The sequence below is a fragment of the Arthrobacter sp. Soil761 genome (assembly GCF_001428325.1).
GTDB lineage: Bacteria > Actinomycetota > Actinomycetes > Actinomycetales > Micrococcaceae > Arthrobacter.
In genome coordinates this window covers 21,140-45,596 of the sequence record NZ_LMSF01000033.1, presented here as the reverse complement: position 1 = coordinate 45,596, position 24,457 = coordinate 21,140, and the positions used below count along the sequence as shown (strand labels likewise).

Here is a 24,457-nt window from a genome sequence, read left to right as displayed (position 1 = left end):
AGGTCGAGGTTATGGGTTAGCTGGTGAGCGCGCCTGCGGCGAGGTCGGTAGATTCTTCCAAGGAACCGGTCACGAGCGCTTCAACTACCAGATCGGCGGCACCCAAGGTTTGTGATCGGGCACTGACTGTGATGAGTCCTGGCTTTCCGGTGGGGCGGATGACGGCCAAGGCCCGTCCGCGGAATGTCGTGCGGGTGTTGCCCGTGAAGGCCTCTTCGGAGGCGGGCGCTGCAGTTCCGAAACCGATGAGTTCTCCGGGCCCCGTAACGTCCAGAACCACCTGTTCATCCGCGAGCATCTCCACCACTCCACTGCGATCGGTGATAGCAAGGTCGGCGAAGAGAAGATCCGCACCGTCCGCGATAACCGTGCCGGCACTGCTCGTGACGCGTAGTCCAAGTTCTCCACTGGCGCTTCTGAGCTCTGTGCGCGACACTTCAGAACCGTTGCGGTACCCAATCGCGGTCAGATTCCCCGGTTCGTAGGGAACGGTGAATTTGGCAAGATACCCCTGCTTTCGCCCTGCCCGTCTGCGGGCTATGCGGCGGCCGTTGAGGAACAAGGCGACGTGGTCATCTGCGGAGTACACTTCAACATCTGCCTTGCGTCCTTCGCATCCTCGCCAGGACCAACTTTCTACGGCGTCGGTAGCGCGCCACGCTGACCTCACCATGGCAACGCCACTGCGGTCCACGGGTCGTACGCCGATGGCTGGAGCGTCCAGGCAACCCCATGCTGCCTGGGCGAGCCGCAACGTGATGTCCGGTTGCCCGATAAGGTCGAACATTCCAGGACCTGCAATTAGGTATGGGAAGGGTTTAGCTAAGCCGGCGCGTTTCCCGGGCACCCACACGGCTACTCCGGCCTCCCCCAGATACTCCCAACCCGCCCAGACAAAGTCGCCGATGACCGCGGGGTTTTCCTGTACGAGGTGCCAGGCACGTGCAACATCGCCGGGCAGGGTTTCGGAACCAAGGATGACACGCTCCGGGTACCGGCGCACGTCCCCTTTGTAACGGCCCAGGCCATAGTTGTAACCAGCCACATCCACGGCCGCGAACGCGTCCCGGGTAGCCCTGTCCGCACGGGGAAGCCGTGAGACCAGATCCATCATGCGGCCAATCTGGTTGATCATCACATTCGCCTCGGTAGACCCCGCCATGGAGGATTCGCCCTCAACCGGAGACGAATCCTTATAGGGGGACTTATCCATGTACACCAGGGTGCTCAGGAAAAGGTTGGTAGCCAGTGTCACCGGCCGGTCAGGATCAATGGAGTGGAGGTATTCCGTAATCTCGCGGGTAAGGGCCACACCTTCAGCCGTGGCAGTCTCCGGGATCTCATTGCCGGCGGCGTACATGATCACGGAGGGGCGATTGCGGTCCTTCTCGACCATACGGTCCGCGTCCTCCCGCCACGTGTCCCGGAAACGCCATGAGGCATCGTGCTTGGTTTTCGGAACTACCCAATAGTCGGCCAGTTCATCGAGCACATACATGCCCAGTTCGTCGCATGCATCCAGCAGGTGCCTGGACATGGGATTGTGTGCGCTGCGGATTGCATTGAAGCCTGCCGCCTTGAGCAGCCGGACGCGGCGGTACTCTGCTGCCCTGTGGGTTGCGGCTCCCAGGACCCCATTGTCGTGATGGATGCACGCACCACGCAGCAGGACAGTTGTGCCGTTGATCCGCAGCCCGTAATGGGTGTCAACGGAAATTGTCCGCAGACCCACCATTTCGCGTCGTTCATCAACGACCAAGCCATCCAGTTCGAGGCGCGCGGCAAGTTCGTAGAGGTGCGGCGTTTCCGCCGACCAAGCATGCGGGTGGTCGATGCGCAGGGCCACAGCACCGGTGCTCCCGCCACCGGCGCCGGCGGCAACGACTCGTCCTTCGTGCGAAAGCTCGATAACGACCTGGGTATCGCGCGCGTCGGCGTTCACCAGTCCGTATTCGACCTCGACAATTGCCGCCTCATTTGAGGTCGCTTTCGTCCGCAACTGCAGACCATCCGCAGCGAAATGGACCGCTGGCCGAAAGACGAGTGACACGGCACGGTACAGGCCTGACCCCGGGTACCATCTGCTTGCAGGTTGGGCAGAGTTGTCGACGTCGACAAGGACCTCATTATCCTGGCCCCACAGAACATGATCGGTTATCGACAGTTCGAATTCCGTATAACCGCTTCTAAGCGTCCCGACAGGTGTGCCGTTCACTGAGACAGTGGAATCGCCCTGAACGCCCTCAAACCGCAACGCGACGTTAGGCGCCGGGTCCACACCGGCGCGCCAGGTTGTCCTGTAGGCGTACCGGCCGCCCGGATAGTAGGCAACTTCAGCGCCTCCTTCTGCATCAGCCCGCCGCTGTTCGTGAATCATGGCATCGTGAGGAAGCCGAACTAAGGACCAACTGTCGGAGGCTCCGACGGAAAACTCCCAAACGTCCAGGTCCAACATCTCTGTAACACGCGACGCCAGGGTCATCTTTGTCCTTCCGGTTGCGGGTACTGAAATCCGCAGTCTTGCTATTGATTCAGACCAGCGAAACACAGCAATTGACGCGTGTCAATAGCGGCACTAGCGCATTGACGCGCGTCAAAAGGGGCAGTACCCTCGCTATGAATGACACAGAGGTCCGCGTTTTCCAGAACGCGTCAGTCACCGGATGCCAATGGAGCCATTATGACCAACGAGCTTCTTCCCCGGGCCCGAAGACCGGGCACCCCAGGGAGCTTCGGCGGATCCCCGCTGATTCTCCGGACCCGCCCCCAGTAGCGGTGCCCTTCCCTGCCTCGGAGTGCAGCAAGATGCGTTGCCTGCATACCTCGCGCTGCAGGCGGATACAGAACAGACCTACCGGCAAGGAGCCAACCATGTCACGCAGTTTCCCCGACGGTTTCCTCTGGGGGGCAGCGACAGCTGCCCACCAGGTGGAAGGCAACAACATCAATAATGACTTCTGGAAGCTCGAGCTCGACGCAGCCGAGCACGGTGTGGAATTCAGCGGTGACGCACTCGACAGCTATCACCGGTATGAAGAGGACATGCGACTTCTGGCTGAGGCGGGGTTCAACACCTACCGCTTCAGCCTTGAATGGTCCCGCATCGAACCCAGCCCAGGCAGGTTTTCACAAGCCGAACTGGCCCACTACCGGCGGATGATCGAGGCGTGCCAGCGTCTCGGACTTCAACCCGTGGTGACCCTGCACCATTTCACACATCCCCTGTGGTTCGACGAGCAACGATGGTTGGCCGATGACGCCGTGGACCTCTTTACCCGCTATGTTGAGCAGGCCTGCACCATCCTTGAGGGCGTCGAGTGGGTATGCACCATCAATGAGCCAAACGTTGTTGCCATCAACCATGGCATGCAGCGCCGTCTGGCCGTCGCTGGAGAGGTGTATGACCCGGAAGAGAGCTACCTCCCGGACCCGGAAATCGGCCGCGTACTGATCCGCGCACACCAGGCCGCGGCCAAGATCGTTCGCAGCAGAACCACCGCCAAAGTCGGTTGGACGGTCGCGAACCAGGCCTTTACGGTGACACCCGGTGCTGAGGATAAGCACACGGAGATCCAGTACCTCTTCGAGGACATGTACTTGGAAGCGGCAAGGGGTGATGACTTCATCGGCGTTCAGTCATACACAAGTCAGCCTATCGACGCCGACGGAATCGTTCGCCACCCGCCACACCCGGACAACACCATTATGGGTTGGGCATATCGGCCGGATGCGCTTGGCATCGCGGTACGGCACACCCGTGAGGTCCTGCCGGATACACCTATTGTGATCACCGAAAACGGCATTGCCACAGCAGACGATGAACGCCGGATCGCCTACATCAATGAAGCTCTGAACCACCTTCGGGACTGCATGGCGGAGGGTGCGAACGTACTCGGATACATCCACTGGAGCCTGCTCGATAACTTCGAGTGGGGCCGTTGGGCACCGACTTTTGGTCTCGTTGCAGTGAATCGGGAGACTTTCGAACGCATTCCCAAGCCGAGCCTTCATATCCTGGGCGCCCTCGCGACGGCGAACGCACTGTGACCACCACAGCCAACAGAACCCTCACCAATGAAAGCGAGCGTCTTATGACCTCCGAAGTGCACCCCTATCAAAATCCGGCACTGCCCATCGAGGAACGGGTGCAGGATCTGCTGGGACGGATGACGCTGGAGGAAAAGGCCGCCCAGACTGCGTCCCCCTTTGGATCAGCCGTTGATGTCCACAACCCGCCCTCGACCGGATGGGGCAGTGCGACAGCGGCCCTGTCGACGCTGGGCCTTCCACCCCGCGAAGCCGCAGAAAAAGGCAACGAACTTCAGCGAAAGCACATAGAGGATACCCGTCTGGGCATCCCGGTCCTGCTGGCCGAGGAAGCGCTCATCGGACTGAAAGTGCGGGACGCAACCACCTATCCCGACGCCATCGCCCAGGCTGCCACCTGGGAGCCCGAACTGGTCGAAGAAATGGCCCGGGCCATTGGCGCGCAAATGGCGCGCATCGGAGTGCGGCAGGCTCTTTCCCCGTTGGCTGACGTGGCACGCGACCCGCGGTGGGGACGTGTGGAGGAGACATACGGCGAAGAGCCCTACCTCGTAGGATCCATGGCAACCTCTTTTGTCCGCGGGCTGCAGGATACCGACCACCATGCGCCCGTCATCGCGACACTGAAACACTTTATCGGTTACGGTGCCAGCGACGGCGGGCGGAATACCGACCCGGCGCAGATCGGCCAAAACGAGCTCAGAGAAGTCCACGGGGTGCCCTTCGAAATGGCGATCGGCGCCGGCGGGGCCAAGGGCGTTATGCCCGCCTACAATACACTCGACGGTGTTCCGGTAACTGGTTCAAAAAAGTATCTGCAGGACCTGCTGCGCCGTGACTACGGATTCGAGGGCCTTGTGACCTCTGACCTCAATGCGGTGTCCCAGCTCTACACCAAGCACGGGACCGTCGCGGACAGCAGCGAGGCCTTTGCCCAGGCCCTGCGGGCGGGCGTTGACCTGGACCTGGACAACGCCGTCAACTCCGGGCGGATCGTTGAAGCTGTCAGGAACGGGGTGCTGGCTGAAGCCGATCTGGACCGGGCAGTTTCCAACGTCCTTCGGGCGAAATTCGGGCTCGGTCTATTCGAGCAGCCCTACACGAACCTGGATGAGGTTCCGGAAACCCTGGATTCACCGCACGAACGGGCATTAGCCCGTACCCTGGCCGAAAAAGCCGTCGTCCTGCTGCAGAATGAGCCCGTTAACGGAGCTGATCCCTTGCTGCCTCTCGACGGGAAGGTACGCACAATTGCGGTGATCGGTCCCAACGCTGACCGCCCGATGGGCCAGCTCGGAAACTACAGCTACCAGGTGCTCGACAGCATGACGAAGCGCTTCGCCCTGGCCGCTGACCCCCAGGCGCGCCTCGAGAACGCAGAGGCAGCGACGGCCGGCGCGGACGAGGCAAAATTGCTGGTCGAGTCGGTTCCCGTAGTTACCTTCCTTGAAGGCATTAAGCGTCGTGCGGGCAACGACACCACGGTTCTCTACGAACGGGGCTGCCCCGTCGCCACAGAAGACAGAACCGGGTTCGACGCAGCAGCCACCGCAGCACAGGCAGCAGATGTGGCCGTAGTCGTGGTCGGGGACCAGGCAGGTATTGGTTCCTATGGCACCGTCGGTGAGGGAATCGACAGCACGGATTGCACCCTGCCCGGAGTGCAGCGTGAACTGGTGGAAGCGATTGCGGCAACCGGTACCCCGACCGTTGTGGTACTCAGCCACGGACGCCCCTACGCATTGAAGTGGATGACGGAAGCCGTGCCGGCAATAATTTCCTCCTTCTTTGGCGGTGAAGAAGCTGGCAACGCGCTGGCCTCGGTGATCTTCGGTGACGTGAACCCCGGCGGGCGGCTGCCGATGTCCATGCTGCAGTCCGCTGCCTCAGCCCCGCTCCCCTACTGGCGAACACTGCAGCCAAGCTCCTACTTCAATGGGGAGACAACCGCAGTGTTCCCCTTCGGACATGGGCTCAGCTACACCCAGTTCGCCTACCGGGATCTGGTGGCGGAGGCGCACGAAGCAGCAACCGATTCATCAATCCGTCTGACGTTTACCGTCACCAACACTGGAGAGCGCCCCGGCGAGGAAGTCGTCCAGGTGTATGGCCGGGATGTGATCGGCAGCACCGCCCGGCGCGGGCGGGTCCTGGTCGCTTTCCGGAGGATCTCCCTGAACCCGGGAACGGCCGCAAAAATTACCGTGAGCGTCCCGGCAAGTATGTTCGCGCTGTGGGATGCTGAACAGGGCTGGGTTGTGGAGCCGGGCCTCATCCGCTTCTACATAGGAGGCTCGTCAGCGGACACGCCCCTGCAGACCAAGGTAGCGCTGACAGGCAGGGATCACCTTCCGGGACCGAACCGCCAGCTTTTCAGCACCGTGTTGGTGGAGACCGGGTCGTACGAGGACTTTGCCGCCCAAATCGCGGCAGCGAAGAATGTGGACACCTTGGACGTCGCCCCGGTGACGGCCGAAAGCACGATTCGTGACTGGCTCGACCACCCTGTGGGCGGCGAGCTGCTGCGGGCAATGATGGGCGGGGCAAGCGAAGAGATGCTCGCCCCTGCAATGGGAATGACCCTCGCACAGATGGCCTATTACAGCCAAGGGCAGCTACCAGAATCAGTAGTCGATGATTTGGTGGCGAAAGTTCAGAACGCTGGGACGCGGGTCGCCATCTAGCAAGGCACTATACAAGTGGGAGCCGGTCCTTTCGGACCGGCTCCCACTTGTTTCCCTGTGATTCCGGAGACAGGACAGCGGCGGCAGGTCTCCTGCCTGCCCGCACTCCGTGAGGCTATACCTGGGCTATTCCGGATTTAAACGCCAGAGCGACAAGCTGTCCACGGTCCCTTGCACCCAACTTTGTCATCGCCCGGTTGAGATGCGTTTTAACCGTTAACGGTGAAATGTGAAGTTCGCGGGCAATGGCAGGGTTGTCCATGCCGGTGGCAGCAGCAGCCACCATGTCCCGCTCCCTGGGCGTTAGTTGGCTGACGAGCCGAAGTAACTGCGGGTCGGGCGCAGCCGGTGGCCGTTGCGCTGTGGCAGAAATGTGGCGGATGGCTGCGGACGCCGCAGTTGACGACAGGGTCGTTTGCCCCGCGGCGGCGTCCAGGACAGCCGCGACCAGTTCGTCAGGGCTTGCGCCCTTACTCAGGAACCCCGATGCACCGGCTCCAAGGGCTCCGATGACGTCCTTGTCGCCGTCGAACGTTGTGAGGACGAGAACCTTAACTTCCGCGAGGGTCTCATCGCTGCGTATGGCACGGGTTGCGGCCATGCCATCGAGAACAGGCATTCGCAGGTCCATGAGGACCAGGTCGGGCTTCAGCTGCCGGGTCATGCGGACAGCTTCACGTCCATCAGAAGCTTCGCCCACAATCGTGATTCCCGAGTTCTCCAGGATGCCGCGCAGGCCGGCCCTGATCATGGATTGATCATCAACGATGAGTACCGCCGTCATTTTCTCTCCTTCGTCTTGATGGCCGGCAGAGTGACCCTCAGCAGAAAGGTACCGTTTTCATCCTGGGTATACAGGTCGCCGCCTGCGGATTCGGCTCGTTCCCGCATGCCTATCAAGCCATAGCCGCCCTGACGGTCACGGCCGGGCCTGTAGGTGTTCGAGATGGTCAGGACAATGGATCCGCCTTGCGAGTCGAGTACAAGCTGCGCCCGCCCGTTTCCGTGCCGATGGGCGTTGGTAAGTGCTTCCTGAACCGCACGATACAGCGCGGCCTCCCCCGCTGGAGAAACACCGGGCAGCGGTTCGATGGTGGCATCGATTGCAAGGCCTAGCTCCCGTGAGCTCTCCAGCAGGGCTGGGATGCCTTCTACGCTGGGGATAGGTCCGGCATCATCCCCATGGCCGGCGGAACGAAGAATGAGGAGTATGTCCTGGAGTTCCCTAAGCACGTTCCTGCTTGCTGACCGCACCTGTTCGAGCGATTCTTTCGCCCGCTCCCGGTCCTGATCCAGTGCCTTCTCAGCGGCCCCTGAATGGACGTTAATAATGGCAATATTATGTGCCACCGCGTCGTGCAGATCCCTGGCGATTCTGATTCGTTCCTCGCCGAGTCTGCGTTGGATTTCGCTGTCCTTCGCCGCGGCCGACGCAGCGACCTTATCCCGGAGAGCAGAGATTGTTTCGTTGTGGGACCGCAGAGCGTACCCGGCTGAAGCGGCAGCTGCCGTCCATACAGGCAAGCTCAACGACACCACGTCAAATGGTTCGAGCCGCAAGAAGACCAAACCGCCGACATAGAGGGTGCAGGCGTGTAATACCGGAAGAGCAACCGAGGCCACACCGGAACGGCGCAGCGTGAGCGAGAAAATACAGACTTGCGCTATGACCCAGACAGGTATGGCTGCTCCGGGAACGCCAGCCACCAAGCCGCTGGCAATGATTGCCGCGGCGGCGGCAGAGGCCGGGAACTTCCGACGCCCGGCAGCAGCGATGAGCATCGCTGCCACCAGGATGACGCCTTCATAGGTTCCGGCCGCTGCCCCCCTCATGAGTTCCGACAGGAAGGCGAGGACGGCAGCAGCATCGAGCGCCACCTCCCACCGAGAACCCGGCCGGGGAGTGAGCGTCATGTCAGCGGCGTCCAATGGGGACTGGCTCGGCGTCGACTGCGTCCTGTTCGGCATCATCAGTACCCCTGGCTTCCTGCTGTTCCACAGCATTGAGGTGATGGCCCTCGACATCAAGTGCGGGCAGGCGCGCGGACCACGACTTGGGCATCCACCACGCAGAGCGGCCCAAGAGAGCAAGCGCGGCGGGAACAATAACCATCCGTACGATGAAGGCGTCGGCAACGACACCCACGGCCAAGGCAAGGGCTATCGAACCGACTAGGGAAGAATGACTCAAGGCAAACCCTCCAAAGACCGCCGCCATGATGCCTGCGGCGGCGACCACCACGCCGGCGGAGGCTTTGAAACCGCGAAGAATTGCCTGTTTGGGATGGATTCCCTGCCCGTATGCCTCCTGGATCCGGGTAACAAGGAACACCTGATAATCCATGGCAAGACCAAACAGGATACCGGTCAGGATAATCGGCAGCAGGCTGAGCAGAGGATTTCCTTGCGGAGCCTGGATGACGTCCCCCAGCCACCCCCACTGGAACACTGCGGTGGTCGCTCCCAGTCCCGCACCCAAAGACAGAAGGAATCCAGCCGTGGCAACAACGGGAACGAGCACGGAACGGAACAGGATGACCAGCAGAATCAGGGAAAGACCGACAATCAGGGCAACGTAAAGTCCTAGAGCCTGCCTGAGCTGCGCGTCCGCATCCAAACCCAATGCGGTGGCTCCGGTGACGTACAGGTTGGCTCCGGGAAGGTTATGTGCTTCGGCGCGGATGTCCCGCACCAACTGCATGGTCCGGTCATCGAGGGGACCGGATTCGGACATCACGGACATTATCGCCGCGTCTCCGCTGCTGGCCACGCCTGCGGGCACCGCTAGGGCCACGTTGTCTATCCCTGCCAGGAACTCCTGAATTTCAGGGATTCTTTCCTGCAGACCGCCTTCAGGGGTTTCCACGAGGACCACGAGGGGATCTTGTGAGCCCTGCCCAAATTTGTCGCCGACGATCTGGTAGGCAGCCCGTTGCGTGGATTCCGGGTCTTCGCCGCCAGATACAGAAAGGGTTGTTTTCATGAACAGCAATGGCAAGGCCATCACGATGAGCAGCAGGGTGCCACCAACCACTGAGACAAGAGGCCGGGTCACAACGAACTGCGCCCAACGGGAGAGGAATTCCACCCGTGTAGAAACAGGTGCCGGCTCGGCAGCGGAAAGTTCCCTGCGGTCCCGCTTGGACAGAGCCCGAAGACCCATAAATGACATCAAAGCAGGCAGCAACGTCAGTGACATCAGCACTGCCACGCCGACTGCAAAGGCCGCGGCTAGACCCATTTCTCCGATGAACGGAATGCCAACAACCATGAGTCCGGCCAGGGCGATGATGACCGTCGCCCCCGCGAACACAACTGAAGAGCCTGCCGTGCCAGTCGCCCTGCCGATGGCCGCGTCAACAGTACGTCCCCCGCGCAGCTCCGCACGGAAGCGGGCAAGAATGAAGAGGCTGTAATCGATGCCGACGGCGAGGCCAAGCATCACAGCCAAGATCGGCGTGACATTGCCAATGGGGCTGATAGACGAATAGGCAAGGATTCCGAGAATCCCAGTTGCGACGCCAATTAATGCGCTCAGCATGTTCGCGCCCGCCGCGACAAGGGAGCCAAAGGTCAAGACTAGGACAAGAAAAGCAATGCCTGCCCCGACGGCTTCAGACGGCCCGAGGATCTCAGGAATACCCGAGGCGAGGGACCCGCCCACCTCGGCCGTCAGCCCTTGCCCGCGGACCCCTTCCGCGATTTCGGTGACGTTTTCCTGCACAGTCTCACGCTGTGAGTCCTCTAACCCTTCAAGGGATACCTGGATGACCGCTGTCGTGCCGTCGGCGGATAGGAACGGACGGGCCGGGTCCCTTGGGTCCAGGACGTGGCTGACGTTGGGCAGGAAACGCAGCTGCTCGATTGCCTTGGTCAGAGAATCCCCCGGCCCGGGGGCCGTTATGCCGGTCCCGGCAGGCGCCTGCACCACAAGCTGCAGTTCGCCGGAGCCGGTGGGTGCGGACGGAAAATGTTCTTCCAGCAGGCCCATGGCCTTGCTGGATTCGGTACCCGGCACGTCGAAGGCACCGTCGCTAAATTTCATCCCGCCCAATGCAACGACCGAAACTACAGCCAGAAGACCCAGCCAAACAGTAATGGCAGCGATACGATGACGGCCCGCCAGCCTCCCAATCCGGGCAAGAAATGCAGCCATGCGAAAGTCCTAACAATATTGATCGAAAGGGTGTGTTTTAAACCCTTCACCAATGATCTGAGGACAGCACCTTGTGGACATCCGTCGAACGCAGGCGCGTTGGTACTGCATTGGTAGTAGGAATTAGTCCTACTGCCGGGTGGTGCCTCCCTGGATGACTGTGAAACCACGCGCGTATTCATCCGTTGCTTCAGGCGGGATCCGCAGTTCCTGGCCGGAGACGACATGGCTGACCAGTTCGCGTACGTTTAGCTCCAGGTCCATGCTGATGGACGTTATTGTCGGAGTCGAAGCGCGGGCGATCACAGAGTTGTCGACCCCGATAATTCCCATCTCCGCGGGAATGCTGACCCCTTCTCGAAGAGCGGCACCCAGAATCGCCAGGGCCACCTCATCGTTGTAACACGCCAAACCAACCCGTCCCGCCGGAAGGCTGCGCACTGCTTTCAAAGCTTCGTCGCTGGTCAGGCCGATCTCCAAGGTAGGCAGAACTTCCATAGCGTGAAGGCCGCCATATTCGAGCACTCCCTTCTCACGTTCCGGAGCGCTGTATTGCTCCCGTTTCGATCGCGGGCGGACAACAGCAATCCGCTTGTAGTCCTGGCCTAGAAGGTGCTCAGCCTGCAGGCGGCCGATTGCCATGTCGGCCGCAGCCTGGAAAGCCTGGGATTGTCCAATCACGTAAATACCCTGCTTTTCGAGCCGCTCAATGTCTTCAGGGCGGAGCGGTGCCATCGTCACAATCGAGTGCGGACGCAGCCCAAGGACCGCGTCCTGGAGGCTATCCTCCGATGACGAAAGACGAAGCAAGTTCGTCAGGCCTTCCTTCGCCAGCCCTTCTGTCAGGAGATCCACGAATTCGCGAACGGTCGGCCCAAAAGTGATGTCCGGTATGAGTGTGATGACGATGTCGCTCTTACCACGGACCAGTGTTCGTCCGGCCAGCGACGGGCGGTAGCCCATAGCGGCCGCAGTTTCTCTGACCCTTGCGACCGTTTCCTCAGAAAACAAGTGGGCGCGGCCGTTGAGGATTTGACTCACTGTAGACCTGGAAACGCCTGCACGAAGAGCAACGTCAGCACTGCCTGTCATTACGGCTCCCCTTCTCTCCCTGCGCCAGGACCCTTCGGGTGGCCACATTGACACGCTTCAACGACATACCCAGCCTACCGCAGTTCGCCCAAGAGACAACTATTGACGCGTGCCAATGCGAGTGTTTAGCTGGTTATCGGCCTGCTCGGCCATCCCCCCAATATGCACATAACCGAATCCGTCGGCTGCTTTGCCGCGGCAATCTGGAGGGCCCGATGCCTCACCCTTATCCCCAGGTCCTGGACGTACAGGTCAAGGACGCAAAGACGAAAGACACAGCTATCAGCACCGCCGTTCAGGAACTCATCCCAGAAGCGGTTAGGAGCCGCACAGGTATCTCCGTTACCCGGCGCAGCATCACCGATTTTCAGGTTGCAGTCGACGTGTCCGTACCATGCGGTGAAATCCACGAAAGAGTCAGAATCTGAGTGCCGACGAAAACCGGGCTTCCGAAAACGGACCGGAGCTGAAACCACGACTGAGAGCGATCGGACGGCTGCTGACGGTTACGTCCTCTTTTGGCAGACAGGACCGTACAGGACTGAGGTCCGCCTGCCAGCGAACTCATGAATCCACCAATCAGATCCCTTAAAGGGCCGCTCGGTCCCACGTGCTGGGACCAGGCCCGCCCGCGGGAGCCTAAAAGTCACCGGCTGGAATACCGGCAGGCACAGAACGAAGGTACTGCGGATGCAGTATCTGAAATACAACAGCGGCGGGCTTACTTCCTGCGGCTTGGACGAGAGGCTGTAACTATCCCAGCCGCACGTGAAGCCGAACAGCAATAACGTCGTCGCCCCGCAGATACAGGAGCCGATTCCTTTGACATCAACAATTCAGCAGCCGCCACCGGCATCCGTGCCGCTTCCGACCAACCGGTGCCCATTTGATCCCGACCCGAGGTATGAAGGTATTCGCACCTCAGACCCCGTACTGCGGGTCGGCACTCCTGCAGGCTTCGATGTGTGGCTCGTCAGCGGCTATGAGGACGCGCGTACAGTCCTGGGCGACGCCGAGACCTTCAGCAATGTAGACGCCAGTTCATCCCACCTGATGGGCGACAAAGACAACCTTGGCGCACCCCCGCCACCGGGCGTCATGCTCAGGCATGACGGTGATTCCCACTCCCGGCTCCGACTCCGCCTGGCCCGGGAGTTCATGGTCAAACGGATAGCGCGTCTCGAGCCATTCATCAGGGACCTCGTCGCTACACACATCGACCGCATCGGCCAGCAGAAAGGGCCGCTCGACCTCTACCGCGAGTTCGCGCTGCCCGTCACCGCTTTGGTGATCAGCGAGATCCTGGGAGTGCCCGAGGGGCAACGATCCGAATTTGAGTACGCTACGGCCTCTCAAGTCGATTTGAGCCTGCCTCTCGAGGAACGCCAAGCGGCAGCCATCCAGAGCGCGGGCTTCTTCGCGAACCTCATCCAGTCGAAACTGGAGAATCCCGGTGACGACCTGCTCAGTCGACTCATCCTGGAACCCACCGAGCGCCCCATGGATGCCGCAGAGCTCCAAGGAGTAGCGCTCCTGCTTTTGGCCGCAGGTCATGACACCACGGCAAACATGATCACTCTTGGCACCTACGCCCTCCTGCAGCACCCGGATCAAGCTGCAAAGTTACAAAATCCGGCTGTCATGGAAACAGGCGTCGATGAGCTAATCCGCTATCTCACCATTGTGCACAACGGTGTCCTGCGCAAAGCGGTCAAGGACACCACCATTGCCGGGCAGACAATCCGCGCGGGCGAACATGTGGCTGTGGTCCTTGAATCGGCCAACAGGGATAACCGGTTTATCTCTGATGGTGACCAACTGGACCTTGAAAGGCGCTCTGCCCATCTCGGCTTCGGGTACGGACCGCATCAGTGCCTGGGACAGCATCTTGCACGCCTTGAACTGCGCATTGCACTCCCCGAGCTGTTCCGCCGGCTATCGGGCCTGAGGGTAGAGACCCCGGAAACGGATATCCCCTTCAAGAACGACATGCTCGTATACGGAATCAAAAAGCTGATGATCAACTGGGATGAGGTAATTAAATGAACTTCGACATCAACGTAAGCAAGTGTGTTGGAGCTGGCGTGTGCGCCATCGCGGCACCCGAAATTTTCGACCAGAATGAAGACGACGGCATTGTCGTCGTCCTCAACGCGCAACCTCCCGCCGAACAGGAATCGAAGCTGCGGGACGCAGCGGTGCGTTGCCCGGCAGCTGTCATCACACTGTCCAAGCAATGAGCCGTACCAATCACCCAACCCCCAGGACCGTGATTGTCGGCGCCTCGGCAGCTGGTTTGAGCGCGGCCGAAGCCCTGCGCACGCGGGGACACGAGGGCGACATTGTGCTCGTGGGCGCGGAAAACCACGAACCCTATGACCGGCCACCCCTGTCCAAGCAGGCGCTGCATGATGAAGTCTCAGTGGAAGCACTGGCACTGCGGCCGCCCAACCACCTCCAAGACCTCGGCATTGACTTGCGCCGCGGAGTTGCTGCGGTCCACCTCGACAGCCATCACCGGAAGGTGCTGCTTGAAGACGGCACAGACCTTGAATTCGAACGTCTCATCATTGCAACGGGAGTAAACGCCAAGCACCTTCCGGCATCCAACAACATCTCCGGTGTCCACACTCTGAGGACAGTCGATGACTCACTCCACCTGCAGGCAGCGCTCTCAGCAGCGTCACGCCTCGTTGTCATCGGAGGAGGTTTCCTCGGAACCGAAATCGCCGCCGCGGCAATACAACGAGGAGTTGACGTTGTTCTGGCATCCAAGACCCCAACACTTCTGGAGAACGCGCTCGGCAGTGAAGTGGGACAACAACTGACCTCCTTTCATCAAAAGCAAGGGATCCGCCTTCGCACGGGCAAAGCCGCGCTCGTGCAGTCCCTACGAACTAACGGACATCGAGTCACTGGCGTACATTTCGCATCCGGCGGGACGGAAAACGCTGACCTGGTTGTTGTGGCGATTGGGTCGGAGCCAGCAGTGGACTGGCTCCGAGCCAGCACTCTCATCCTGTCCGACGGTGTTGTTTGCGCAGCTGACTGCTCAGCCGGCGACGGAATATATGCGGTAGGGGATGTCGCCAGATGGCACAATCCACTCTTCGATCTTTCAATGCGCATAGAGCACCGAACCAACGCTGTTGAGCAGGCCCTCCACGTCGCTGATCGAATCCTTGGAGGAGACCGACTTCCCTACACAGCCGTCCCGTATTTTTGGTCGGATCAGTACAAGGTCAAACTTCAGGCCCACGGCTACCTCCGCGACCACGACGAAGTGCAGATTCTTCATGGGAACATCGAGGAGGGGAAAGTAGTCGCGATTTACCGCAAAGGGGAAAGGCTAGTCGGCGTGATGGGGGCCGGCGCCGCCAAAGCCGTCCGGCAGTGGCGCGCGCACATCGAATCCCGCACCAGCTGGGCTCAGGCGCTCGAACTAGCGCAATCAAATTCGTAAGATTACCGACCATAAGCTTTGGTAGCCAGATCCAGGAACGGCTGGACTTGGCCTAAGCTCCTTCACGAACGGACCGCTAACCAAGAGTCCGTGCATAGTCAGGCTTGTTCTGGCAACTTTACCGCCGAGATCGGTAGCCCCACCAGTCTTAGCTGCTGAAGGCGGCATCGAAGCTGGTTTGGGAGGCGGGGAAGTCGTACTTCTTGAGTGCTGCGAGGGCTTCGGGGGCGCCGTGGAGGCGGTCCATGCCGGCGTCTTCCCACTCGACGGAGATGGGTCCGTTGTAGCCGATCGCGGTGAGTGCGCGGAAGGAGGCTTCCCAGGGGACGTCGCCGCGGCCGGCGGAGACGAAGTCCCAGCCGCGGCGCGGGTCGCCCCAGGCGAGGTGGGAGCCCAGGACGGTGTTCCGGCCGGTCTGGCGGAGCTTGGTGTCCTTGCAGTCCACGTGGTAGATCCGGTCTTTGAAGTCCCAGATGAAGGAGACGGGGTCGATGCCCTGCCACATCATGTGGGACGGGTCCCAGTTCAGCCCGAACGCGGGGCGGTGGCCGATCGCTTCGAGGGTGCGGACGGTGGTCCAGTAGTCGTAGGCGATCTCGGAGGGATGGACTTCGTGGGCAAAGCGGACGCCGCATTCGTCAAAGACGTCCAGGATGGGGTTCCAGCGGTCGGCGAAGTCCTGGTAGCCGGCGTCGATGACCTTTTCGGGGACGGGCGGGAACATGGCGACGTACTGCCAGATGGAGGAGCCGGTGAACCCGACGACGGTGTCCACGCCGAGTGCCTTGGCGAGCCTGGCGGTGTGTTTCATTTCCTCGGCGGCGCGCTGGCGGACGCCTTCGGGGTCGCCGTCGCCCCAGACTTTGGCGCCGACGATGGCTTCGTGGCGGAAGTCGATGGGGTTATCGCAGACGGCCTGGCCCTTGAGGTGGTTGGAGATGGCCCAGACTTTGAGGTTGTACTTGTCCAAAAGTTCGAGCTTGGAGTCGACGTAGCCGGGTTCGTCCCAGCGCCAGGCGTCCAGGTGGTCCCCGGAGACGGCGATTTCGAGGCCGTCGTAGCCCCAGCCGGAGGCCAGTTGGGCGACTTCTTCGAGGGGAAGGTCGGCCCACTGGCCGGTGAACAGGGTAAACGGGCGGGGCATGGTCAGGCTCCCTGTGCAGCGAAGATTGGTTGTAGTACCGGCGTGATGACGCTGCGGTTGGCTGCCGATTCTTCGACGGCGGCCAAGACGCGTTGGATTTGCAGCCCGTCTTCGAAGGAAGGCGAGGGCGGGGTTTGGTCCCGGATGGCGGTGAGGAAGTCCCGGACTTGGTGGGTGAAGGTGTGTTCCCAGCCGATGATATGGCCCTGCGGCCACCACGCTTCGAGGTAGGGGTGCTCGGGTTCGTTGACCAGGATCCGGCGGAAGCCCTGCTCCCGGGCTGGAACGGTGGCGTCCAGGAAGCGGAGCTCGTTGAGGTTCTCCAGGTCAAACAGGAGTGAACCTGCAGTGCCGTAAACCTCTATGCGAAGGCTGTTCTTCTGGCCGCTGGCGACTCGAGACGCCTCAACCGACGCACCGACTTCCCCTGTCATTCCAAGTGTGGCCCATACTGCATCATCTACCGTGACGTCTTCCGGGCCTTGGTTGCCGGGGCGCTTCGTGACAAAAGTACGCAGTGTCCCGGTTGCCTCGTTAACCGTCTCATTAGTAAGGTGCTGGATTTGGTCGATGGCGTGGGATGCGATGTCGCCCAGGGCACCGGAGCCGGCGGTTTCCTTGCGGAGCCGCCAGGTCATGGGCGATTGGTCGTCGGCGAGCCAGTCCTGGAGGTAGGCGGCGCGGACATGCCGGACCGTGCCGAGCCGGCCTTCGGCGATGAGTTCGCGGGCCAGGGCGAGGGCCGGGACGCGGCGGTAGTTGAACCCGATCATGGACTGGACGCCCCGGGCGCGTGCCTTGGCGGCGGCGGCGGTCATGAGTTCGGCTTCGGCGAGGGTGTTGGCGAGTGGTTTTTCGACCAGCACGTGCTTGCCGGCTTCGAGCGCTGCGATGGCGATCTCGGCGTGCGTCCAGCCGGGTGCGCAGATGTCGATGATATGGACGTCGTCGCGTTGGATGACTTCACGCCAGTCGGTGGCGGACTCGGCCCAGCCGTACTTGGTGGCGGCCTCGGCCACGGCGGTGGCGTCCCGGCCCACGAGCACCTTCTGCTCGAAGGCCGGGACGTCGAAGAAGCTCGCCACGTTCCGCCACGCATTCGAGTGGGCTTTCCCCATGAAGGCGTAGCCGATGGCGGCCACACCGAGGGAAGGGGGAGTCGGGGTTGCGGTTGGGTGTGCGGGAGTGGTCACGGCGTGTTCCTGCTGCTTCCTGCTGGCTGAGCTAGAGAGTTGCGGTTTCCGGGGCCCAGTCCTCGGGAAGGGCTGTGGAAACCGGAGCTGAGCTTTCGACGTCCACGAAGGTTCCGGAGTCGATGGATTCGGAGATCGAGACCATGCTGTCCAGCACGTGGTAGGCGAGGTCGCCGGTGGCCCGGTGCGGCACACCGGCGCGGATGGCGCGGGCCATGTCCAGGGCACCCATGCCGCGGCCGTTGACAGGGCCGGTGGCGGGGATGGTGGTCCAGTCCTCGTCACCGGCGCGCCAGAGCCTGATGTCGCCGGTGAAGTAGTTAGGGTCCGGCAGGGAGATGGTGGCTTCCGTGCCGGTGATCTCCACAAAACCCATGTGCTCCCGTGGCGATTCAAACGAGAAAACGCTGTGCGAGGAGGCACCGGATTCGAACTGGGCCATCGCCGAGACGTGGGTGGGGACCTCCACGGTGAATTCCTCGCCCGCCTTGGGCCCGGAACCGATGACACGGACCTCCTTGGCCTTGGACCCGACGGCGGCCACCTTGCGGATGGAGCCGAAGGCCTGGACCAGGGTGGTGAGATAGTACGGTCCCATGTCGAACAAGGGGCCGGCGCCATGCTGGAAAAGGAACGCGGGGTTAGGGTGCCAGGATTCCGGGCCGGGGGTCTGGAAGGTGGTCATGGCGGTCAGCGGGGTGCCAATGTCGCCGCGCTGGATGAGCCGCAGCGCGGTCTGGATCCCGGCGCCCAGGAACGTGTCCGGCGCAGTGCCGAGCCGGATACCCGCGGCGTCGGCAGCCTTGAGCAAGCCAAGCCCGGATTCGCGGTCCAGGGAGAAGGGCTTCTCGGTCCAGACGTGCTTGCCGGCGTTCACCGCTGCGGTGGCCACCTCCACGTGGGCGGCGGGGATGGTGAGGTTGACGATGATTTCGACGTCGGGATGGTTCAGTGCCAGCTCCGGACAACCGAACTCCGGAATCGCGTATTCCTCGGCTCGTGCCTTGGCGGCCTCTTCGAAGAGGTCAGCGATCACCAGGACCTTCAGGTCCGGGAAGACCGTCAGGTTGTCCAAGTACGCCTTGCTGATGTTGCCCGCGCCGATCACCGCAACGCCAACCGGTCCCTTGCGGGTGGATGGTGCGAAACTCATGCTTTGGCTCCTTCGGTGGCGGTGTTGTTGTTGAGGAAGGCCAGGCTCTGGGTGATCCCGTCGAAGATGTCGCCGGAGTAGTCATCGAATTCCACCACGCCAACGTCGAGGGACTTCGCGGCGGCGATCACGTCCAGGACGGGGACCTTGCCCTGTCCGGCGGGCTGCTGGGCCTTGGTGTCCGTGGTCAGGGGACCGTCCTTGATGTGGATGAACTTCACCCGGTCACCCAGCTTCGCGAGGATGTCCACCGGGTCCTGGCCGCCCACGGCCACCCAGTAGGTATCCACCTCAAGGATTACAGCCGGGTCGAGGTGCTCGACGAAGTATTCCAGCGCCGTTCGCCCCTCCACCGTGGCTTCCAGTTCCCATTCATGGTTGTGGTAGCCGACGCGGATGCCATATTCGGCGCCCTTCTTAGCTGCATCATTGAGCTTGGCTGCGGTGGCTTGGATGTCTTCGGCGTTCTGCCATTTGTCCGCTGGGCTGTAGGGATCGACGACGGTGGTAATGCCCAGTTCCTTCGCCGCTGCGAAGATCTCGTCCTGGTCATGGCTCATGAGGGGCGCGTGGCCGGACGGTGCCGTCAGGCCATTCTCCTTCAGGGCTGCGCCGAGTTCCTTGGCCGTAGCCACGAAGTTGTAGGGCTCAACCTGCGTGAAGCCGATCTCTGCGACTTTTTTGATGGTGCCGGGCAAATCCTGTGCGATGGCATCCCGGAGGGTGTAGAGCTGGAGTGAGTAAGACATGGTTGTTCCTTTGCGGGTCGTGCTGAAATTCGGGGCGAGCCGTGGTTCTGAGGAAAGGCCGGGTAGATCCTGGCTTGGTCGTTTCGGGTGCTTTTACAGGTGGGGTGTTCAACTGTGCGGAGGGATTTGCCGCTAACGGGTGGTGCGGTCGATGAAGACTTCGGGGACCTCGATCGTCGATGTTGCTTTTATTGCGGCGCTTGAGGATCCGAGCAGGAGGGTGACGGTACCTGCCTCAAGACCGCGGCGCCCGTCCGGCCAGGTGTATGCGAGGCGGCTGAGAGGCGCGGAAAGGTGGACCACTTGATCGCACCCCGGACCCAGCTCGACACGGGCAAAGTCGAGCAACTGCCGGACAGGGCGGACGACCGAGGCGCCTTCATCGCGGGCGTACAGCTGGGGTACTGCTGTCCCTGCGTACGTACCGGTGTTCCTGACGGTTGCGTCGACTTCCAGCCGCTCTTCGTTAATCCGTATGTCGGTGATGGACATATCGAAAGTGGTGTAAGCGAGGCCATGGCCAAAGGGATAAAGCGGTGTGCTGTCGGGAAGGTCCGTGTAGCCGTATCTCTTTAGGTGAGGATGGTCGTAACCGCTGCCGATTGGGTGACCGTGATAGAGCGGAATCTGCCCGGCCGAACGTGGGAAGGTTGACGGTGTGCGTCCGCTTGGGCTAATCCGGCCGAAAATCATATTGGCGATGGTTTCGCCCGCTGAGGGACCGAGGAGTGGGGCGAGGACCACTGCGGATGAGGCCGTGTGGATCTGCTCCAGCAGCAGTGGGCGTCCTGAAATGACCACGGTGATAACGCGTTTCCCGGCCGCACCAAGGGCATCGACCAGTTCGGTCTGGTCGCCGGGAAGTTGTGGGTGGGCGACCGTCCTGCCTTCTCCCGCTGTGTGGTTTCCGAACCAACCGGTTCTCTCCCCCACCACGGCGATGACGACATCAGCGTCCTCTACATCGGAGAGCAAATCGTCGAGAATAAAGGAATCTTGCTCAGTTAGGCTTCCGTAGTTGTGGTACTTGACGTCTGTATCGATGGCCGCCAGCGCTCCCAGCACTGTGGCTGCAAGGGGGTGAAGGCGCCTGGCCCCTTCCTCGAAGATCGGTTCGACTCCAGGAAGCCGCGTCTGGAACATATCCGGCAGCACATCGGGTGACGCCTCAATTCCAGGTACGTTTCCGGTGAGTATCTCCCTGACAGCGAAGGGCATTTCCCCGTCAGCTACGGAAGAGTAAGCACCGAAGTGGATACGCAGTTCGTCCGCGGCCGGCCCAACCACGGCGATCTTCTGCCGCCCTGGGTGTAAGGGCAAGATTCCATCGTTTGCCAGCAGCGTGACCGACTGGGCAGCGACCTCGATCGCCTTCAATTCAGGCTCACCGTCGGAGATCGGACGCTGTTGATCTGACGAAACTGATGGGGCAAGGCCAGGGATGAGGCCGAGCCGCTGCTTGACCGTGAGGACGTTCAGCACGGCGCGATCAAGTGTTTCTTCAGAGAAGGTGCCATTCTCGATGAGAGGTCGAAGACCTGAAGTCATTGCGGCGCTCGGCAATTCAACGTCCATGCCGGCTGTAATTGCTTGCGCAGCAGCATCTCCAGGTGTCGCGGCGGTGAGGTAGCTCGTGAGCAGCATGGATATCGCCCCGTAATCACTGACGACGAGGCCTTCGAAACCCAATTGACCGCGGAGCAAGTCCTGAAGCAGCCACGCGTTGCTGACCGCGGGTATGCCGTCAAGATCGTTGTACGAGTTCATGACGATGGAGAGGCCTGCTTCGGTGATGGCCCGCCGGAAAGGCTCGGCGTAGACATCGGTCAACTCGCGCTTACCGAGCTGTGTGGTCGCTTGGTTTAGCCCTGCCAGCGAAACTCCGTAACCCAGAAAGTGCTTTCCGGCCGCCAGCACACCGCTTCGGCCTTCAACACCTTGGACGCCGCGAATGAAACCGACACCCATTCGGGTGACAAGCTCAGGGTCTTCTCCATACGTCTCGTGGACTCTTCCCCACCTGATGTCTCTCGCCAGGTCGAGAACAGGTGAGAAAAGGAGGTGAATGCCGATCTCGCGGCTCTGGCGGGCAGCAATATCGCCAACAGTCCACGGAACCTGTGGGTTCCAACTCGCGGCTTGTCCCCAGGACGTTGCGAACTGGTGACCCTGTGGGTGGACCAGTCCGCTGATGCCTTCAGCGTGAACCAATACACCAATCCCCATTGGTGACACCTGACGGGCAGCTTCCTGGAATCGCACGAGCTCCCGACGTAGGATGCCGATGTCTGCAGTAAGTTGGCCGCCGAGAGATAGATGGCCGACTCCGTGTGGGCGAACTTTGGCGACCGCCTCAACGTCGTACATGACGTCGCCCAGTACATTGGACCCGGTTGACTGGGCGGTCATGTCCATGGGGACGATGCCTTGGATTTGCCCGATCTTCTGGTCAAGATCCATGCGGGAGAGGACTTTGTTAAGGTCGGTCATCATCTCGTTTTCGTGAGTGCGGTGTAGCGCCCGCTGTTTTTACGTGGAGGGGCTGAAGAACGATGGAGGTGGGGTACTTCCGCCGCTTCTAATGGTTGCGCGATTAGGCGCGGGTATTGATGGTGTGGACAACGGTGTACCTCGTGGCACCTGCCAAACCAAGGTCAACGGTCTGGCCCAATCATGCAAGGCATCCCGACATGACCAAGCACTACTGCTGGCGAGGAAAGCACGGCTTCCGGCTGGGTCATCCTTTGACGGCTCCTTGCATAACACCAGCGACGAGCTGCTTGCCGAGAATGAAGAACAATGCCAGGAGTGGCACGACAGAGATGAGCACGCCGGACATGATGAGGGCGATGTCTTTGAAAAATCCGGCCTGGAGGAGTTGCAATGCGACTGGAAGCGTCGGGTTGCTGCTGCCCAGTACGATCGAGGGCCAGAAGTAGCTGGTCCATGCTCCGATGAACGTAAACAGGGAGAGCATCGCGGCTGCTGGCCTGGCGGCGGGCAGCACGATGGCACGGAAGATCCTGAAAGTTGAAGCGCCGTCGATGCGGGCAGCTTCGATGAGCTCGTAAGGCAGTGCCGATTGAAGGTACTGAGTCATCCAAAAGACACCGAACGCGGAGGCGATGCCGGGGATGATGACAGCCCACAAGCTGCCGGTCAGTCCCATCGACCGCATAACGATAAACAGTGGCACTACCCCAAGTTGAGTCGGAATCGCCATAGTGGCTACGACGAAAGTGAGGAGCCCGGCGCGCCCCCTGAATCGAAGCTTGGAGAACGCAAAGCCTGCCAGGGTGGAGAGAAATACAACGGCGAGAGCTGTCGCTGCCGAGACGACTACCGAGTTCCAGAAAGCGCGGACTAGGTCGATGTCGGATTCGAAAATGCGGGTGAGATTATCGGCTAGATTTCCACCGGGGATGGGCGACGTGATGGGGTTCTGTGCAATTTCCGCAGGCGTCGATGATGCGAGGAGGAATGTGTAGTACAGGGGATAGACGGAAATCAGCACCACGGCCCCGAGCAGGACATAGGTAAACCAAGTTGGCCGGCGCCCTGCCTCCGTCTCGCTTCTTTGGCGGCGTCGCGCTGCCTTGGCCGCGGCTCGGCCGGCCGTTTGTTCGATGGAGGGTACAGACGGCGTAGTCACGAGTTGCTCCCAGGTGAGTCATCGGAGTGTAAAGAGGTGACAGCGGAGGGATCGGCTGCAGGCTGGGGCTGGCGGGAGGCAGCACGGGTAGACTTGCGGGCTGCGGCAGTTGAATCATCCCCCGAGGCGATTCGTCTTGATATCCAGTTGCTTACCAGCGCGAACACTATGATCAAGAGGAAGAGCAACCAAGCGACAGCCGCAGCGCGTCCCAGCTTCTGCTGGTTCCAGCCAAGTTCGTAGAGGTACAGGGTGATCGTCTTCCACTGCCCAGAATTCCCGCCAAGCCCTTGGATGTCATACAGTCGAGGCTCGTCGAATATCTGCAGGCCACCAATGGTGGACGTGATCACAACAAAGATGATCGTTGGGCGGATGCCCGGCACCGTGACGGAGAAGAATTGCCTGACGCGCCCCGCCCCGTCGATGATTGCCGCTTCATACAGGTCACGGGGAATTGCCTGCATCGCCGCCAGCAGCACGAGCGTGTTGAAGCCGGTCCAGCGGAAATTGACCATAGTCGCGATGGCGATATGCGAGGCCAAACTATCCCGATGCCAGCCGATGGGCTCTATTCCGACCAGCCCGATAAGTGAGTTGATGAGTCCTGACTGATCAGCGAACATACGGGAGAAGATGAGTGTTACAGCAACCGGCGCGACAACGTACGGAAGAAGTACACCCATACGCCAGAAGGTCTTAGCACGGATGTTTGCGTCCAGAAGGTTGGCGAGAACGAGCGCTATGACAACTTGGGGCACAGTGGAGAGCAGGAAGATGCTGAGGGTGTTGCCAAGGGACTTCCAGAAGACCGGCTGTCCGAGGACGAATGCGAAATTGTCGAAGCCCACGAACCGGCCCTGGCCGCCTATAAGCGACCATTCGTGCAGCGAGACGTAGGCGGTGTAGAGGAGTGGAAAGAGGCCTACTATTCCGAAGAGGACGAAGAACGGTGAGATGTAGACGTATGGCGATGCCTTGATGTCCCACCGCCCCAGACGCTCGCGCCATGGCGACGGCATCTGTGCCGGGCTCCTAGTGGTGTTCGGGGATCCCTTGGTTAAGAGAGTCATAATGTTCCTTTGGTCGCGGCACGGAGGCGCGCTCGGCGCCTCCGTGCCAGC

Annotated in this window: 17 protein-coding genes; 5 read left to right on the top strand and 12 right to left on the bottom strand. The window is 61.0% G+C overall.

All coding sequences use genetic code 11. The annotated features are described in order from the left end of the window. Positions 1-16 precede the first annotated feature (16 nt). A complete protein-coding gene (locus ASG79_RS22410) occupies positions 17-2,377 on the bottom strand; it encodes a glycoside hydrolase family 2 TIM barrel-domain containing protein (RefSeq protein WP_235509912.1) in 2,361 nt (786 codons plus the stop codon). Positions 2,378-2,871: 494 nt separating this feature from the next. Between ASG79_RS22410 and ASG79_RS22405 the strand changes: the two genes are divergently transcribed. Together ASG79_RS22405 and ASG79_RS22400 are read left to right on the top strand one after the other, a co-directional pair. Continuing rightward, positions 2,872-4,047 carry a glycoside hydrolase family 1 protein gene (locus ASG79_RS22405; protein WP_056394314.1) on the top strand — a complete coding sequence of 392 codons (1,176 nt, stop codon included), beginning with the start codon at positions 2,872-2,874 and terminating at the stop codon, positions 4,045-4,047. Between the two features lie 44 nt (positions 4,048-4,091). Beyond that, positions 4,092-6,731 carry a glycoside hydrolase family 3 N-terminal domain-containing protein gene (locus ASG79_RS22400; protein WP_056394311.1) on the top strand — a complete coding sequence of 880 codons (2,640 nt, stop codon included), beginning with the start codon at positions 4,092-4,094 and terminating at the stop codon, positions 6,729-6,731. A gap of 115 nt (positions 6,732-6,846) precedes the next feature. On the opposite strand, the gene ASG79_RS22395 is transcribed toward ASG79_RS22400, so the two are convergent. The 4 genes from ASG79_RS22395 to ASG79_RS22380 form a co-directional block, all read right to left on the bottom strand. After that, positions 6,847-7,515, bottom strand: a complete 669-nt coding sequence (locus ASG79_RS22395) for a response regulator (protein WP_056394308.1) — start codon at positions 7,513-7,515, stop codon at positions 6,847-6,849. Then, complete coding sequence (locus ASG79_RS22390; RefSeq protein ID WP_162256848.1) at positions 7,512-8,645, bottom strand: sensor histidine kinase; 1,134 nt, start codon at positions 8,643-8,645, stop codon at positions 7,512-7,514. The genes ASG79_RS22395 and ASG79_RS22390 overlap by 4 nt, the downstream gene beginning before the upstream one ends. Position 8,646: 1 nt before the next feature. After that, positions 8,647-10,887 carry an MMPL family transporter gene (locus tag ASG79_RS22385; RefSeq protein WP_082581902.1) on the bottom strand — a complete coding sequence of 747 codons (2,241 nt, stop codon included), beginning with the start codon at positions 10,885-10,887 and terminating at the stop codon, positions 8,647-8,649. Positions 10,888-11,016: 129 nt separating this feature from the next. Then, on the bottom strand, positions 11,017-11,979 hold the full coding sequence (locus ASG79_RS22380; protein WP_162256847.1) for a LacI family DNA-binding transcriptional regulator: 963 nt from the start codon (positions 11,977-11,979) through the stop codon (positions 11,017-11,019). 768 nt (positions 11,980-12,747) lie between these two features. Here ASG79_RS22380 and ASG79_RS22370 point away from each other — a divergent pair. Genes ASG79_RS22370 through ASG79_RS22360 form a run of 3 tightly spaced genes read left to right on the top strand, consistent with a single transcriptional unit; the run spans position 12,748 to position 15,442 of the window. After that, positions 12,748-14,025, top strand: coding sequence for a cytochrome P450 (locus ASG79_RS22370; RefSeq protein ID WP_235509911.1), 1,278 nt, complete (start codon positions 12,748-12,750; stop codon positions 14,023-14,025). Continuing rightward, the gene (locus tag ASG79_RS22365; RefSeq protein ID WP_056394294.1) at positions 14,022-14,219 is read left to right on the top strand and encodes a ferredoxin; all 198 of its coding nucleotides are present in this window, start codon (positions 14,022-14,024) and stop codon (positions 14,217-14,219) included. The genes ASG79_RS22370 and ASG79_RS22365 overlap by 4 nt, the downstream gene beginning before the upstream one ends. Continuing rightward, on the top strand, positions 14,216-15,442 hold the full coding sequence (locus ASG79_RS22360; RefSeq protein WP_082581900.1) for an NAD(P)/FAD-dependent oxidoreductase: 1,227 nt from the start codon (positions 14,216-14,218) through the stop codon (positions 15,440-15,442). The genes ASG79_RS22365 and ASG79_RS22360 overlap by 4 nt, the downstream gene beginning before the upstream one ends. Before the next feature lie 148 nt (positions 15,443-15,590). Here ASG79_RS22360 and ASG79_RS22355 read toward each other — a convergent pair whose 3' ends face one another. The 7 genes from ASG79_RS22355 to ASG79_RS22325 form a co-directional block, all read right to left on the bottom strand. Beyond that, positions 15,591-16,586 (bottom strand): sugar phosphate isomerase/epimerase family protein, encoded by a 996-nt coding sequence (locus ASG79_RS22355; protein ID WP_056394291.1) that lies wholly within the window; start codon positions 16,584-16,586, stop codon positions 15,591-15,593. Between the two features lie 2 nt (positions 16,587-16,588). Next, positions 16,589-17,779 carry a Gfo/Idh/MocA family protein gene (locus ASG79_RS22350; protein ID WP_082581899.1) on the bottom strand — a complete coding sequence of 397 codons (1,191 nt, stop codon included), beginning with the start codon at positions 17,777-17,779 and terminating at the stop codon, positions 16,589-16,591. A 31-nt stretch (positions 17,780-17,810) separates the two neighbouring features. After that, a complete protein-coding gene (locus tag ASG79_RS22345; RefSeq protein WP_056394288.1) occupies positions 17,811-18,932 on the bottom strand; it encodes a Gfo/Idh/MocA family protein in 1,122 nt (373 codons plus the stop codon). After that, positions 18,929-19,681: a sugar phosphate isomerase/epimerase family protein gene (locus tag ASG79_RS22340; protein WP_056394285.1), complete on the bottom strand. Its 753-nt coding sequence runs from the start codon at positions 19,679-19,681 to the stop codon at positions 18,929-18,931. Before ASG79_RS22340 ends, ASG79_RS22345 begins: the two co-directional genes overlap by 4 nt. A gap of 132 nt (positions 19,682-19,813) precedes the next feature. Beyond that, entirely contained in the window at positions 19,814-22,174 is a 2,361-nt protein-coding gene (locus ASG79_RS22335; RefSeq protein WP_235509910.1) for a glycoside hydrolase family 3 N-terminal domain-containing protein, read from the bottom strand. A gap of 244 nt (positions 22,175-22,418) precedes the next feature. After that, positions 22,419-23,333, bottom strand: coding sequence for a carbohydrate ABC transporter permease (locus ASG79_RS22330; protein ID WP_082581898.1), 915 nt, complete (start codon positions 23,331-23,333; stop codon positions 22,419-22,421). Further along, entirely contained in the window at positions 23,330-24,406 is a 1,077-nt protein-coding gene (locus tag ASG79_RS22325; protein WP_200953225.1) for a carbohydrate ABC transporter permease, read from the bottom strand. The genes ASG79_RS22330 and ASG79_RS22325 overlap by 4 nt, the downstream gene beginning before the upstream one ends. Positions 24,407-24,457 lie beyond the last annotated feature (51 nt).